The following is a 14,099-nucleotide window of genomic DNA, read 5'->3' as shown; positions in this document are numbered from 1 at the left end:
CTCGGGTGGCACCCTGGACCGCATGAGTCACGTGTACGAGGAGATCGACGACAAGCTCGCCCGCTGGCTGACCGAGCAGCCGGTGTTCTTCGTCGGCACCGCGCCGAGCGGCCCGGAAGGGCACGTCAACGTCTCTCCTAAGGGGATGGCCGGGACATTCGCGGTGCTCGGGCCACACCACGTGGGCTACCTGGACTACTTCGGCAGCGGTGCGGAGACCATCGCGCACGTGCGCGACAACGGGCGCATCGTGCTCATGTTCTGTTCATTCGACAAGCGTTGCCGCATCATCCGGCTGCACGGCCGCGCTCGCGTGGTGCAGTTCAACGAACCCGAGTACCCGAAGCTGCGCAGCCACTTCGCCAAGAAGCTCGAAAAGGGAGCGCGCTCAATCATTTTGGTTGAGGTCACCCGCGTGGCCGACTCGTGTGGCTACTCGGTTCCGCTCATGGATTTTGTGGGTCATCGAGACGTGTACGAGAAGCATGTCGAGAAGGTGCCGCAGGAGAAGATGACCCTGGAGAGCGTGCTGGAGAACAACGGCAGCTCGATTGATGGCCTGCCTGCGCTGCAGTAGTCTTCGCGCGGTACGACTAACCCGACATTAATCTCGCCGGACCCTTGACAAGTGGGCGGGTGTGACACACGCTTGGTTTACGTTTACGACTGATGCGTAAGCGACAAGCGAAGGGTGATGCCAATGACGGCACCCGACGCGGGAGCCTACCCGCGCCGACGTCCGAAGGTCAGTTACGGGGCGAGCGCGGTGGTGACGGGCGCGGGCAGCGGCATCGGACGCGCCTTCGCGGAGGCCATCGTCGCCCGTGGCGGCCGGGTGGTGTGTGCCGATATCAACCTGGCCAGCGCGCAGGAGACCGCCGACAAACTTGGGCGTGACAACGCACATCCTGTCGTGTGCGACGTCAGTTCGTATGACGAGATCGTCATGCTCGCCGACACCGCGACCGACTGGCTGGGGCAGGCCCCCGATTTGGTGATCAACAACGCGGGTATCGGAACGGGCGGCAAACCCATCGGTGAGGTGTCGATGGACGACTGGAACGCCACCATCGGCATCAACATGTGGGGAATGATCTACGGTTGCCAGGTTTTCACTCCCCGGCTGCGTGAACAGGGATTCGGCGGCATCATCAACGTATCGTCCGCCGCCAGTTTCGCGGCCGCGCCGTTGATGGGCCCGTACAACGTGAGCAAGGCTGCCGTGCTTGCGCTCTCGGAGACGCTACGTGCCGAGCTTGCGGGCAGCGGGGTGCGGGTAACGGTGCTGTGTCCCACGGCCGTCAAGACCAACATCCTGGACGGTGCACGCATCCCCGGGCCGCTGACCAACCTCGCGAGTACCGCGTTCAAATGGGTTGGGGTGTCGCCGGAATGGATTGCGAAGACCACCCTCAACGCGCACGATCGGGGGCGGCTCTATGTGGTCCCGCAGCCCGATGCAAAACTCATCTGGGCGATGAAACGGCATGCGCCCGTGCCCTATTCGTGGGGCTCGGGAATCATCTCACGGTTGGGCCGGCTACTGCCCGCGGACACCGATCCGCGTGAATTGTGGGATACCGCCTACGAAAAGGAATCCCCGGTCACGGTGGTGCCCCAGTGACGGGCCCCACGCTGCCGGTCGTCGTCGTAGGCGCCGGATACACCGGTCTGGGTACCGCGGTGGGTTTACAGGAAGCCGGGATCACCGACTTCACCGTGCTCGATCGTGCCCGCCCGGCGCCAGGAAGCTGGCGTGACGACACCATCGCCCTGTTCGCGCTCGATCCGCACGTGAAGTTCGGTCATGACGTCACCCGGATCGCGCTCGACGGTGACCTGTGGATCGTGGACACGGAAGCAGGACAGCGCTTCACCGCACGCGCGGTCGTGCTGGCCACCGGGTCGGTGGACGGCAGTCCCGACATTCGGGGTATCGAGGGGTACACCGGAAAGATCCTCGACGCCGCCCGGATCGGTGACGGTACAGAGCTCGCCGGGCTGCGTGTCGCCGTCGTTGGCAATAGTGCCGCCGCCGCGTCGGTGCTGCCCGTAGTGGTTCGAAATGCTGCCAGCGTCAAGCTTTTCCAGAGCTCACCCGATTGGGTGCTGCCTCGGACCAGTGGCCGCGTCGGTCAGCTGGTGGATCGCACGCTACGCCGTGAGACGCGCCAGGCCTGGTTCGCGGGTAGGCGTCCCACGACGCTCGGCCTGCTCGAAGTAGTGGCCCAGCGCAACCTGCGCCGGCGTGTGCCGGACCCCTGGATCCGGCGTCAACTGACGCCGCTGAGGCTCACCGGTCGCCCCAACGTCGTGGTGACCGATGAGTTCCTTACCGCACTGCAAGCACCCAACTGCAAGCTGGTTACCTGGCCGATTGCCCGGTTCAGCAGTGGAGGCATCCGCACCGCCGAAGGCATCGATCATCAGTGCGATGTCGTGGTTTTCGCATCCAGCCCGGATGCGGGATCGACCATCGCGGTGGTGCCGGTGGTGGGGGCCCAGCGTCGAAAGCTCAAGCCGGCGGGCCGCGTTTCGGCCACCGTGGCGGGATTCCCGAACTTGTTCCTCGCCGACCTGCCTGCCGCCGAACCGAGTCGCGACAGTGCTCGCAAGACACAGGCGCGAATCAATGCCGTCGTCGGTGGTGTGTCCTTGGCACTGCGCACGGCGGATGTCGCCGGGACAGCGGTCTCCGAGGCCTCGCGGCGCACCAGGGCCACCGCGGCGCTGACCGCCATCGGGTTGCGGCCAGTGCTGTCTCGCGCCCGCCTGGACAAAACGGGCAAGCCCGGTGTGCTGCTGGCGCGCCGGATCGTCGCGGCCATCATGGCGGTCGGCGGAGCGATGCCCCGCGGCACCGAAGTGGCGCGGTTGAGGGATCCGCTACGGGGGGAATGGGTTCGGGCGGGGGCTGCGCTCAGTGCCGATGATCAGGGGCCGATCATCCTGTACGTCCATGGCAGTGGCTATGTCATCTGCTCGGCGAAAACTCACCGCTCGATGGTCGCTCGCCTGTCGGAGGCGACCGGCCTGCCTGCCTTCACTGTCGACTACCGGCTAGCACCCGAACATGTCTTTCCGGCGGCCGCCGACGACGTCCGGGCCGCCTATGACTGGCTGCTGGAACGCGGTCATGCTGCCCAGGACATTGTGGTTGCCGGTGATTCGGCGGGCGGGCATCTCGCGGTGGACCTGCTCATCGAGAACCACCGGCTGAACGTGCCGCAACCCGGTGCGGTGGCGTTATTCTCGCCGCTGCTGGACGTGACGCTCGGTTTGGCTGCCGAACGCGAGAAGATGCGGCCAGACCCGGCCATCACCGCGGCCGCCGCTAAACATCTGGTGGACAAGTACACCCGCTGTGAGCCTGCGGACTCGCCACGCCTACGTCTGAGCTTTCCCGCCGGAATCGCCCTGCCGCCCACTCTGATTCAGGCCGGTGGGGCCGAGTTCCTGGCCGCCGACGCGGAGGAGCTCACGCGAATGATCGTTCAGGCCGGCGGGCAATGCGATCTGCAGATTTGGCCCGAGCAGATCCACGTGTTCCAGGCCCTGCCCCGATTGATTCCGGAGGCCAACGCGGCGCTTGGCGAGGCCGCCAGATTCATCACCGGGGTGCTGGCCCAACAGCCCCTGCGTACGGCCCGGACCGCATAGGAAGGCGAAGAGATGGCCATTGTTCTGGAAGACATGCTGCAGACCATCAAGGACAAGCAGTGGGCCCTGGCCGATGTGGACTGGGAAGCTCCTGGCGCCGAGCAGATCACCGACGAGCAGCGGCCCAAGTTGAAGGCCTTCATGGCCGATCTGGTCTGGATTGAAAATATCGGCGCGCGTGGGTTTTCGGCGTTGGCCAAAAAGGCCCCCAATGAGACGCTCGCGGAGATCTACCGGTACTTCCATGCCGAGGAACAAAAGCACGCCAACGCCGAGCTGGCGTTGATGCGGCGCTGGGACATGCTCGAGAAGGATGAAGTTCCTGTACCGAATGTGAACGTGCGCTTGGCCATTGAATGGCTGGACCGATACTCGGACGGGTTGTCACTCACCGTGTTGGGCACCATCATCCCGCTGCTGGAAGTGGCCCTGGATGGCGCGTTGCTGAAGTTCCTGCTGGAGGAGGTTCATGACCCCGTCTGTCACCAGGCTTTCCGGCATATCAACTCTGACGAATCACGCCATCTGGCAGTGGATTTCCATGTACTAGACATGATGGGGCAGGGCAATCTGCGCCGCGTCATCATCGAGAATGTCGCCACGGTGCTCAACCCCTCGTTGTTGATGGGATTGCTGCTGGGGCTCGGCACGGGCATCCCGCTCATCAACAGAATCAAGGGCAATCTGATCGGCATGGGATTGCGTGAACAGCGTTTGTACGACGCCATGGAGCGGTTCGTCAATGTCGGCAGCCGCGGCAAGGGCACTCGATTGCTGGTGTACCAGGTACTGCGGCTCGGTGCGGCGATGATCACCAATGAGCAGAACCCGCTTCACGGTCCGTATCACGCTGTGGCCAACACCATGGTCAAGCTGTCCGACTACTACCCGAAGCGCTGGCTTGCCGAACAGCCGAGCTGGTCCAAGGAACTCACCTATGAGGCCATTGCATGACCGGCCAACCTGATCATTATGTGGCCGTCATCGGTGCGGGGCTGGCCGGATTCGGTATCGGATTGGAGTTGCGCCGACGGGGCATCGAAGACTTCGTCATTTTTGAGCGCATGGATGGTGTTGGTGGCACCTGGCGTCAGAACGTCTATCCCGGTATCGGCGTGGACATCCCGGCACAGGCCTACCAGTTCCGCCATGCTCTGAACCCGGAGTGGACCAGGTTTTACGCCAAGGGCGCGGAGGTGCTCAGCTACATCGAGCGGCTGTACCGCGAAAACGATGTGCAGCGTTTTGTCAGATTCGGCAGCGATGTGGGTGCGCGTACGTGGGACGAGGATGCGAAGTTTTGGCGGCTCCGGGTCAACGGGCAGGAGGTGACGGCCAGGTTCGTCGTCGCCGCGGCCGGGCCGTTTCCCGAACCCAAACCGGCTGAACTGAAGGGGCTGGACGACTTCCGGGGCACCATCCTGCGTTCGGCCGCCTGGGACCACAGCGTCGAGCTGAAGGGTAAGCGTGTCGCCGTCATCGGTACCGGAGCCAGCGCCGTGCAGATCATTCCTGAGATCGCAGGCGAAGTAGACCATCTCGACGTCTACCAGCGCACCCCGATCTGGGTCTTCCCCAAGATCGACCCGAGCATGCCGGCACCCTTGCGCGCGTTGTTCCGCCGGGTGCCCACCGCGCAACGGTTGCTTCAGGAAAGCCTGGAGTTCATCGTCGGCGGTGCGCTCGTCTACGGGGTGCTGTATGCCGGTCGTCTCGGCAACACCCCGGGGGCCCTGCGTTGGCTACTGGGCAATGTCTCCTATCGGTTGCAGGTGCCCGATAAGGAGCTGCGGGCCAGGCTCACGCCCGACTACGACTTTGGGTGCAAACGCCCCGCCACGTCCAACACCTACCTGCCGACCTTCAACCGGGCCAACGTGGAGCTCGTGACCGACCCGATCGAGACCGTCACCGAGAAGGGCATCCGAACCACCGCAGGTGTGGAACGAGAGGTCGATGTCTTGATCCTCGCCACCGGTTTCCGGTTGTTCTTCGATCCGCAGGTGTACCGGGACCGGCCGGTGATCGGCCGGGACGGCTTCGATCTGGCCGACTTCTATCAGAGCCACGTACCGCAGAGCTATCACGGCTTCTCGATACCGGGACTGCCCAACACCTTCAACGTCTTTGGCCAATACGGGTGGACCGGCGGCACCTACCACAGCGTGGTGGACACCGCGGCCATCCACATCGGGCGGGTCATCGGCGAGGCGCAACGACTCGGGGCCGCCGATGTCGAGGTGCGGGTGGACGCCGCCGATGCCTGGACCGAGGATGCGCGGTCGCGGTACACCTACTCGCTGTTTCAGACCGGCAACTGCGTCACCGCCAACAGCTACTACTTCGACCACAACGGCGAGTCCGCGTACATCCGGCCGCTGTCGACGCAGGCAGCGCGCCGCTCGTCGCGCACCTTCCCTCTCCACGACTACGTTTTCGAAGGTCGCGAAGCGGTCCGGCCGGTCGCGGCGCCGGCGATGGCCGAATAGGCATTACGCCCTATCCGCAGCTCGACGGGGTGATCAGGTCCTGCGCGGCGCGTCGGCTAAGCCCGCTGCCTGCGCCGATCCCGTAGTGCATGGCAATATGGCGAGTATCGGGTACTTTCAGTATCGATAACTGTATGTATCGAATACCTGGCTTGCCTAAGGAGCTTCATGCCCGAGCTGCTGCCGCCGCGCGTCCTGTCGCCTTCGGAGTCTGTGTTCGTCGTCTCGGGTGCCACCGTGGCGCAACATTGCTATGGCACGGGAACGCTGGACGATGCTGCGCTGGCGGATGCGCTCGCCGGATTGGTGGACCTGTACCCGCTATTGGGTGGTCGGATTCATATGTCGCGGAAGGGGTTTGAGCTGCGATTCGACCCTCGTGAACGCCCCGGGGCCGTGTTCCGGGATGTCGGTGACGCCGATGTTGAGGACTATGTGGTGGCCGGGAAGTCGGCCTTGCCCCTGGGGCAGGTGTGTGCCCTGTGGGTGTACCGGTCCGGCGGGAAGTTCCGGGTGACGTTTCTCTTGCACCACGCCATCGCGGATGCCGACGCGGCCCTGGCGTATCTGCACGATGTGTGGAAGCTCTACACGGAGCGAACGCGACGGGTAAACGGCGTGGTCAGGCTGGTTAGTGCGCCACCGCCGCATCCCATTCCGGTCAGCGCTGAGACGCTGCTCCGTGCGCGTGGCTACGGCGAGCCGGCGTCCAGGCAGATGATGGACCTGCGTCCGGCATACCGAGGGCCCCAATGGGTCTGGACCGCACTGCGTCCACGTCGCGCGCAGCGGGCACGTGTTCAGCTGTCAGTGGAGCAGACCGATCGACTCCTTGATGTGGGGCGCGCACACGGGGTCACGCTCAATGGTCTCGTCAGTGCGGCACTGGTGCTCGCCGAGCGCGAGATGTCCGGAAAAAGTGAACTGCCCGTGGCGCTTTCATCATTTGTGAACTTGCGTTCCCGGATTGATCCGCCGGTTGCTCCGACCGAGGGCACCAACGTGCTGGGCATTGCCGAGATGATCCTTGAGGTGAGCCGGGGCAGTGATGCGCTCGACCTCGCCCGCCGCGTTGTCGCGGACATCCACGACGGGTTACGAACCGCCCGCATTCACCACACCGCGTTTGTCCGCGGCGACATCCGGCGGGCGTTGTCTCTGATGAGGCGGTATTTCCTACTTGTGCCGATGGGAGGTTTGGTGCCCACCTTCACGGCCATCCAGATCACCAACTGGGGGCGGGTATCGGAGTTCACAACGCCCGACGGCATGGATATCCACGATTTCCGTTGTGGTGTCGAGCTTCACCCCGTGAGCGCATTCGTCGCGACACGGGGCATCGCGATGGTGGAGGGTCGCATCTACTTCGTCACCAGCTACCAGGGGCGGCTGAGTATTGATTTCACCGAACTCGTGACCAGTACGAACAGCGCGCGGAGCGTTGAGCAGATATTGCGGGACGAGATCGAGAAATTGATTCCTGCAAAGGTTTTCGAATGAATCGGCAGGAGGCGCCGACGTGACCTCGCTTTTTGACACATCTGGCTGGGGCCGGGAACAGATGGGATTCACCGACGACGCCGGGGTGTTCGACGTCGCCGCGGCGGCCCTGGGCATCGCAGCGTCCGCGGGTCTGTCGCCCCGGGCGGTCACCGCCGTCTTCTTCGCGCATGGTGCCGCAGCGGCAGGGGGCGACCCCGTCTACATCCAGCATGTCCAGTTCTTTGAAGCGGCGATCGCCGAAGGGGTCCTCCTGGACATGGTTGTGCAGGAGCTATCTGCCCCTGGTGCGGCGCAGCCCAGACTTGTGGACGACCCCGCTGCGCGGAACGTGAACATGTTGTCGGCCGTGATGAAGGTTCCGGCGCCCCCGACGACCCGATGGTCTGGCGCAGTGGTGGCACTGCATATCGCGAATGCACTCAACGTGCTCCGGATCAGCGTGGGCGTGGTGCGCGACCCGGTCGCATGCCGATACTCCCTCGGCGAACTCGTGGCGAATGCGTCCGTCGTCGTTCGGGACATGCGCTACGCCGATCTGGACAGGGGACAGGGTTGATACGTCGGGAGCAGCTGGGCAGCCACATGAGAGACTGGCGCTCATGAGCGGCGAGACCTCCAATCAGGCACACGGAGCCACCCTTATCCTGCTGCGCCACGGTGAGAGCCAGTGGAATGCGAAGAACCTGTTCACCGGCTGGGTCGACGTCGACCTCACCGAAAAGGGCAGGTCAGAGGCCCAGCGCGGTGGTGAGCTGCTGGCTCAGCAGGGACTGCTGCCGGACATTCTGTTCACCTCGCTGCTGCGCCGCGCGATCAACACCGCGCATTTGGCCCTCGACACCGCTGATCGGCTCTGGATCCCGGTGGTGCGGGACTGGCGCCTCAACGAGCGCCACTACGGTGCGCTGCAGGGTCTGGACAAGGCCGAAACCAAGGCCAAGTACGGCGAGGACCAGTTCATGGCCTGGCGCCGCAGCTATGACACCCCGCCGCCGCCCATCGAGCGGGGCAGCCACTACAGCCAGGATCAGGATCCTCGCTACGCCGATATCGGCGGTGGACCGCTCACCGAATGCCTGGCCGATGTGGTGGCGCGATTCGTGCCGTACTACGAGGAGGCCATTGTGCCGGAACTTCGTGCGGGTAAGACGGTTCTGGTTGCCGCCCACGGTAATTCGCTGCGGGCCCTGGTGAAGTACCTCGACGGGATCTCCGACGAGGAGATCGTGGGACTGAACATCCCCACGGGTATTCCGTTGCGGTATGACCTTGACGAGAACCTCAAACCGATCACGGCAGGCGGGGTTTACCTGGACCCGGAGGCGGCTGCGGCAGGAGCCGCGGCGGTAGCCAATCAGGGCGCCAAATAGCCTTCCCGGTGAGCCTGACCCACCAAAACTTCGCCAATCGGCGAATATTCGGTGAACTCACGCCTAACACCTGTGCGGGAATGTGTGACTTGCTCGGCATTTAGCCGCACGCTGCTGGGGTGACGTTCACCGAATGCGTACGCTTTTCGCGTGACCGCCTCATCGGGCTCTCTGGTTGTGATCGTGACGATCGCAGCCCTCGTGGCGCTTGCTGCGGGTGCGGTGCTGGGCGCGTGGTACTCGCGCCGCTCCTCGACCCACCGCGCGGCCCGGAAAGGTTCGCAGGTAGCCCAGAGCGGTTTGACCGTTTCCCAGATGCTCGAGCGCATTGTCGCCATCTCACCGACCGGAATTGTCGTCGTCGACAAACACCAGGACGTCGTCCTGGTCAACGCCCGCGCGCGGGAGCTGGGCCTGGTACGCGACCGCCAGCTCGACGAGCAGGCATGGACCGCCGCCCAACGGACGCTGGCCACCGGTGAGGCCGTCGAAGTGGATCTGACCACCAAGCCGAAGGCGCCGGGTCGCGCGGGGTTCTCGCTGCGCGGGCACGTGCGCAGGCTCTCCGATGCCGATCCGCGCTGGGCCGTCATCTATGTCGACGACGACTCCGAGCATGTCCGTATGGAGGCCACCCGCCGCGACTTCGTGGCCAATGTCAGCCATGAGCTCAAGACGCCTGTCGGCGCGATGGGCGTGCTCGCCGAGGCACTACTGGAATCTTCGGACGAACCCGAGACGGTGCAGCATTTCGGTGAGCAGGTTCTCGCGGAGTCCCGTCGCCTGGGCAACATGGTCACCGAACTCATCGCGCTCTCCCGGCTGCAGGGCGCCGAGAAGCTTCCCGATCTGGAGGTCGTCGACGTCGACTTCGTGGTGTCCGAAGCGTTGAGCCGGTCCAAGGTGGCCGCCGAGAACGCCGATATCGCGGTCACCACGGACGCGCCCAGTGGTTTCGAGGTGCGCGGTGACCCCACGCTGCTCATCACCGCGATCAGCAATCTGGTGGCCAACGCCATTGCCTACTCGCCGCACGGATCGCCGGTGTCGATCAGCCGCCGGCGCCGGGGCGACAAGGTCGAGATTGCCGTCACCGACCGTGGCATCGGGATCGCCAAGGAACATCAGGAACGTGTCTTCGAACGGTTCTTCCGGGTGGACAAGGCGCGCTCCCGCGACACCGGCGGCACCGGATTGGGTCTGGCGATCGTCAAGCATGTGGCGGCCAATCACAACGGCGCCATCAAGCTGTGGAGCCAGCCCGGCACCGGGTCGACCTTCACGCTGTCTCTCCCGGTTTATGAGGAAGAGGATGACGTGATCGAAGAATCCGCAGACGGCCCGCAAGCAGATCAACCCACCCCCCGCAAAGACGCGACCAACCAAGCCCCGCCGCACGCACCAACCAGCCGCTTACGCGAGGAGCGTCAAGCGACTACACGAGAGGAACATGTACGTCGATGACCAGTGTCTTGATTGTTGAGGACGAAGACTCGCTGGCCGATCCACTGGCCTTCCTACTGCGCAAGGAGGGCTTCGAGGCGACCATCGTCAACGACGGGCCCTCGGCGCTCGCCGAATTCGAACGCGCTGGTGCCGACATCGTGCTGCTGGACCTGATGCTGCCCGGAATGAGCGGTACCGACGTGTGCAAGCAGCTGCGCGCCAAGTCCAGCGTTCCGGTGATCATGGTGACCGCACGCGACAGCGAGATCGACAAGGTCGTCGGGCTGGAGCTCGGGGCCGACGACTACGTGACCAAGCCGTACTCGGCGCGCGAGCTCATCGCCCGCATTCGCGCCGTGTTGCGCCGCGGATCGGATTCCGAAGAGACCACCGCGGGCGATGGCGTCTTGGAGGCCGGTCCGGTCCGCATGGATGTCGATCGGCACACGGTGTCGGTGAACGGGGAAGCGATCACCCTGCCGCTCAAGGAGTTCGACCTGCTCGAATACCTGATCCGGAACAGCGGGCGGGTGCTTACCCGCGGTCAGTTGATCGACCGCGTGTGGGGTGCCGACTATGTCGGCGACACCAAGACGCTTGACGTACACGTCAAGCGTCTGCGCTCCAAGATCGAGTCGGATCCGGCCAATCCGGTGCATCTGGTGACGGTGCGCGGCCTGGGCTACAAGCTGGAGGGCTGACCGCTCACCGCAGGGGCCATCACGTACGTGTTTAGACTTTGACGGCATCGAGGCGTTCGTAATTGTGGGACGCTCCGGTTTCGGTTCGGTCAGACACGTCGATGGAGCAGCGAGTGGCGCAGGATCCGCCTCGCCGAGGACGCCCCCCGGTGTCCGGGCTTGCCGACAAACGCCGTCAGCAGATCGTCGACGCGGCCTTTTCGGCCTTCACCGAAAACGGCTACGAGCAGACCAGCATGTCCGACATAGCGGGCCGTGCCGGCATGGGACAAGGCACTGTCTACCGATACGTTGACAGCAAGCGCGAGGTTCTCGACCTGGTCTTCGACTATGCCGTGGAACGCCTCGTCGACACCCTGGCGCTCGACGACTTTCTCGAGGTAGTCGGCGGAACCGGCGGCATCGAAGAACGAAACGACATCATCATGGAGGGCGGCCGCCGCCTCTACGCGCTGGTGGATCAGGAGCCTGCGCTGCTCAAACTTCTCACCGTCCAGTCGGCCGCCGCCGACAAGGAGCTCAAGCAGCGAGTCCTCGGTATCCAGTCGATGCTCGACTCCTACGTGCAGCGGGGCCTGGACGGCGGCCGTCGGGCCGGATGGCTGGCCGAGGACGCACAGAACCACGCCGTGCTCGCGCGGCTCTTGCCGGCCCTGGTGCTGCCCGGTTTTCTGCTCGCACAAAGCCGGCACGACAACCCCGGTACCCGAGAACGTTTCGTGAGTACCGCTTCGCAGATCGCCGAAAGCGGCATCTTGCGCGACGGTGTCGTCCTGGAGTCGAGCGCGGGGAGCGGCGCGGCGGAAACCGTTGATTCCGTGCATGTTCCGGTGCCTGTCGCGTCCGATCGCCGCAATGAACTCCTGGATGCGGCGCTCGGCTGCTTCCTGTCCGATGGATATCACGCCGTCGGGGTGAACGAGATCGTCGAGCGACTCGGGGTCAGCCACGGCACGTTCTACAACTACTACCAGAACAAACGCGATTTGCTCGATGCGCTGATGGTTCGTGAGTTCTCGGCCATGGAGCCCGTCCTGTCGCGGCCGGTTGGGCGTCTGGATGCCCGTCAGGACATCGAAAACGCTCTCGCGCAAGGATTTACAAACGCGTTGGAGGCGGTGGCCGAAAGGCTGCCCGCATTGATCTTTGTCTGCACGGAGGCCGCCGGAGTGGATCCGGAGGCACTGCAGTCGATCATTCAGTTCTTCCGCTTCGCCTCGGTGCGCAGCGAGCAGTCCGTGTATTCGATGATTGGTGCCGACCGGATAAACCCGTCGATCGATACCGAGTTCCTCGGCCAGGCATTTGTGTCCTTGCTGGTCGGCGCCGTCACCCTCGTCGTCGATGACGACGGCCGGACTGACCGTATTGATGAGTACGCGCGGGCCATCACGCACTTTTTGCTTTATGGTCTGAATCCAGCGCCCTAGGTCGGTGCGGCAATGAAGGAGCATCCCATCGGCGAACCAGTTGACAACGAGGCCAACGCAACTCGAGCTGGCGTGCCGCTGCGTGCGAAGAGGGCGGCGGCGCTGGGCAAGGTTGTCGCCGGTCATGCCGTCCGCTCGGCGATAACGACGGCGATGAAACCGGTCTCGGCGGACGTCGCGGCTCGGCGGGACGCCGATATTCTGCGGTTCGCCGACGACTTGGTGGCCGTCGCGGGCTCGATGAAGGGCGCCGCGCAAAAACTTGGCCAGCTGCTTTCTGTGGTGGACGTGGGTATCACATCCACATCGGCCAGAGACGAGTTCACTGCCCGGCTTGCACCCCTGTTCGACAATGCCCCAAGGATTCCCGACGAGACGATGCACGGGGCGCTGGAACGTGAGCTGGGTGAGCTGCGTGCCCGGATCGTGAGCCTTGACTCGGGTGCCATCGCCTCGGCCTCGATAGGCCAGGTGTACCGCGGCCAACTTGACGACGGACGGATGGTCGCGGTCAAGATCCAGTACCCGGATATCGCGTCCAAGGTCCGCGCGGATCTGAAGAATCTGCAGCTGGTCACCAAGCTGGCGGCGAAGAAGATGCCCGCGAGCAACACCCAGGCCATCGTCGCGGAGGTACAGCGGCAGATGATCAAGGAAGTGGATTACCGGGCCGAGCTAGCCCACCACCAGCGGATTTTCGATGCGTTTCAGGGGCATCCGGCATGGCGCATCCCCGAACCGATCGCGCAGTTGTGCACCGAGCACGTCCTGGTGACCGAGTACCTCGACGGTATGGCCTTCGACGGCCTTGCCGAACAGGATCAGCCGGTGCGGAACCTGGTGGGGGAGGCGATCTATCGCTTCTACTGCGGTGAGATGTACCGAACCGGATTCTTCTGCGCCGATCCACATCCCGGCAACATCATGCTGCTTCCCGATGGGCGGGTCGGTTTCGTGGACTTCGGATTGTGCATGGATATGGATTACGAGGACGCCGAGGTGCAGCGCAAGGTGTTTCGGGCGCTGCTCTCCGGGGATGATGACCAGGCGTTCGAGCTTGCGGTGGCCGCGGGATTCCTGGCAGACCCGGAGGCCATGGAGCGAAGCGCCGCCACCGAGTACATCCGCGCGGTCAGTAGCTGGCATCTCGGAGACGGGATCTTGCGGATGACGCCGGATATCGCGCGGCGTTCGGTTGCCGATGCCGTATTGCCCTCGTCCAGGTTCTACGACGGCATCCGCAACCAGCGTCTAGTGGAGACGCATGCGATGGCGCGGCGCACCGAAATGTGTGTGGCCGCACTCCTCGGCAGGCTCGGCGCAGAGGCGCCCTGGTCGGCGATTGCGCGCGAGTATCTCGGCATGGCCGACACAGCCACCCCCATGGGGCAGGCCATAGAAAGCTGGGCTCAGCAGCGATAACAGTCATCTCGGGGTAGGCGGGAATGCCGTCTTGTATTTTTATGAATGGCATGTCAGTCTATAAAACACCTACCCGTG

At 64.1% G+C, this 14,099-nt stretch carries 12 protein-coding genes; all 12 read left to right on the top strand.

Annotated elements, in window-relative coordinates; translation table 11 throughout:
* Positions 1–22: 22 nt before the first annotated feature.
* The 12 genes from B4394_RS06620 to B4394_RS06565 all read left to right on the top strand — a co-directional run bounded on the left by B4394_RS06620 (position 23) and on the right by B4394_RS06565 (position 14,021).
* Positions 23–577, top strand: a complete 555-nt coding sequence (locus B4394_RS06620; protein WP_078314624.1) for a pyridoxamine 5'-phosphate oxidase family protein — start codon at positions 23–25, stop codon at positions 575–577.
* Between the two features lie 123 nt (positions 578–700).
* Complete coding sequence (locus B4394_RS06615; RefSeq protein WP_078314531.1) at positions 701–1,624, top strand: SDR family NAD(P)-dependent oxidoreductase; 924 nt, start codon at positions 701–703, stop codon at positions 1,622–1,624.
* Positions 1,621–3,660: an alpha/beta hydrolase fold domain-containing protein gene (locus tag B4394_RS06610; RefSeq protein ID WP_078314530.1), complete on the top strand. Its 2,040-nt coding sequence runs from the start codon at positions 1,621–1,623 to the stop codon at positions 3,658–3,660. The genes B4394_RS06615 and B4394_RS06610 overlap by 4 nt, the downstream gene beginning before the upstream one ends.
* A 12-nt stretch (positions 3,661–3,672) precedes the next feature.
* A complete protein-coding gene (locus B4394_RS06605) occupies positions 3,673–4,614 on the top strand; it encodes a reductase (protein ID WP_078314529.1) in 942 nt (313 codons plus the stop codon).
* Positions 4,611–6,149 (top strand): flavin-containing monooxygenase, encoded by a 1,539-nt coding sequence (locus B4394_RS06600; protein ID WP_078314528.1) that lies wholly within the window; start codon positions 4,611–4,613, stop codon positions 6,147–6,149. The genes B4394_RS06605 and B4394_RS06600 overlap by 4 nt, the downstream gene beginning before the upstream one ends.
* Before the next feature lie 168 nt (positions 6,150–6,317).
* Complete coding sequence (locus tag B4394_RS06595) at positions 6,318–7,649, top strand: phthiocerol/phthiodiolone dimycocerosyl transferase family protein (protein WP_139359971.1); 1,332 nt, start codon at positions 6,318–6,320, stop codon at positions 7,647–7,649.
* A 19-nt stretch (positions 7,650–7,668) separates the two neighbouring features.
* The gene (locus B4394_RS06590) at positions 7,669–8,208 is read left to right on the top strand and encodes a hypothetical protein (protein WP_078314527.1); all 540 of its coding nucleotides are present in this window, start codon (positions 7,669–7,671) and stop codon (positions 8,206–8,208) included.
* A 43-nt stretch (positions 8,209–8,251) separates the two neighbouring features.
* Complete coding sequence (locus tag B4394_RS06585) at positions 8,252–9,022, top strand: phosphoglyceromutase (RefSeq protein ID WP_030096441.1); 771 nt, start codon at positions 8,252–8,254, stop codon at positions 9,020–9,022.
* A 150-nt stretch (positions 9,023–9,172) separates the two neighbouring features.
* Complete coding sequence (locus tag B4394_RS06580; RefSeq protein ID WP_070915571.1) at positions 9,173–10,486, top strand: sensor histidine kinase; 1,314 nt, start codon at positions 9,173–9,175, stop codon at positions 10,484–10,486.
* The gene (locus tag B4394_RS06575; protein WP_030096443.1) at positions 10,483–11,169 is read left to right on the top strand and encodes a winged helix-turn-helix domain-containing protein; all 687 of its coding nucleotides are present in this window, start codon (positions 10,483–10,485) and stop codon (positions 11,167–11,169) included. Before B4394_RS06580 ends, B4394_RS06575 begins: the two co-directional genes overlap by 4 nt.
* A 149-nt stretch (positions 11,170–11,318) precedes the next feature.
* Positions 11,319–12,599: a TetR/AcrR family transcriptional regulator gene (locus B4394_RS06570; RefSeq protein WP_057967807.1), complete on the top strand. Its 1,281-nt coding sequence runs from the start codon at positions 11,319–11,321 to the stop codon at positions 12,597–12,599.
* 72 nt (positions 12,600–12,671) lie between these two features.
* Positions 12,672–14,021, top strand: coding sequence for an ABC1 kinase family protein (locus B4394_RS06565; protein ID WP_070915839.1), 1,350 nt, complete (start codon positions 12,672–12,674; stop codon positions 14,019–14,021).
* The last annotated feature ends 78 nt before the right edge of the window (positions 14,022–14,099 follow it).

Origin of the sequence: Mycobacterium sp. D16Q16 (genome assembly GCF_002013745.1) — a bacterium.
Classification (GTDB): domain Bacteria; phylum Actinomycetota; class Actinomycetes; order Mycobacteriales; family Mycobacteriaceae; genus Mycobacterium.
This window is presented reverse-complemented; position numbering and strand designations above follow the sequence as displayed.